Source organism: Acinetobacter sp. S4397-1 (assembly GCF_024129285.1).
GTDB classification, from domain to species: Bacteria; Pseudomonadota; Gammaproteobacteria; order Pseudomonadales; family Moraxellaceae; genus Acinetobacter; species Acinetobacter lwoffii_C.
In genome coordinates, this window is sequence record NZ_JAMXXZ010000074.1 from 1 (window position 1) to 1,356 (window position 1,356).

Annotated in this window: 1 pseudogene; it reads right to left on the reverse strand. The window is 32.6% G+C overall.

Going from position 1 to position 1,356, the window contains the following annotated elements:
• Positions 1-60: 60 nt before the first annotated feature.
• Positions 61-279, reverse strand: a pseudogene (locus tag NI467_RS14550) (hypothetical protein); the annotation flags it as partial.
• Between the last annotated feature and the right edge of the window lie 1,077 nt (positions 280-1,356).

The following is a 1,356-nucleotide window of genomic DNA, read 5'->3' on the forward strand; positions in this document are numbered from 1 at the left end:
TATTTGTGTCTTCATAACCTCAAATATATCATCTTGCTTCGGCTGTCACCCTTCTTTCATCTCCTCAGCATACTTTCTGATACACCACCCAATTTCTTGCACGCTCCAACATTCCGTAGAACGCTGGTTATCCGCCTTAAATAAACATTTGATGATTGGATGCTTTTCAAAATCAGTCAGTGCCACTTCAAAATTGTCACGCTGCATTGAGGGTGACATTTCTTCTGGCAACATAACTTTACGCTGAATAATATTGGTCAATAGTCGTGTAGAACCCATTTCTTATTTTCTCCAGGCAACACTTTCCTACTTTCGCTCAAGTACGAAATTTGAAAATGTATATAGTTCGATTTGGTTAAAGCTGTGAATTAAATGACCGTCAATATCCAGTCAGCGCTAACAAAAGAGACCTAAGAGAAATGGGGGGATTAGATAATAAAATCTTCATGTTTAGTACCTGTAGTTTAGAGTTCACTATCTACAACCATCTTTTCCACGAGATGGAGGTAGACCAAACAGGGGTGGAAATACCGCACTACAGAAGACGGCCAGTCATAGACTGCCCTGCCTGGCCTACCATAATGGCAAACTAAGCATAATAAGCACAAAAAAACCGCTAAAGCGGTTTTAATGCTTCTGTAGTAATTTTCAGGTTTCCACGCCCGATTACAGATTTTGCTGTAACGTAATTATCATATGGGTATCTTTTTCTTTGGTCAAACCAAATTAGAATTTTTTATTCATTTTTTAGTGATATTTTAAAATTGAATGCTGGCTTAATTTTTTCAAAATTTTAGCCGAAAAATCCCTGTATTTTACCTACATACAAGGATGCGTGTTTAGCTCAAAATCTATGCTGCATACTTATAGAAGGTTTACCTAAGCTAATTAATTTATCTTCTCCATTTTTTGGTATCTCATTAAAATCTAAAAATAATCATATTGGTGGACTCCCAAGCCTTTGCTTTGTAAAACAGCAGTTTTAAAAAGCAAAGGCTTGGGCTATTTTTCTGAAATATATTTGCTTAGGCTATTTAAAATTAGCTTATAAAATCAAACCAAAAACACAACCCAGTTTTCTATGCTGTATTTAATATTATAAATCTAGCAAAATTAATTTTTTTATTTATAAAAATAAAAACTAATTTCCCTATTTTACATAATAAAACAAATGAATTTATAGGGTAAATAATTTATACTAACTCCCTAGTCTATAAAATTTACCTTATATATAATTTTATATTTTATAGATTAAATTTACAATAATATAGGACTTACGCATTGACGGATTCAAAAAAGTATTAAAATACTTTATAAAGTATCTGTGATCAGACGAATTAAACATGCTTCTACAGC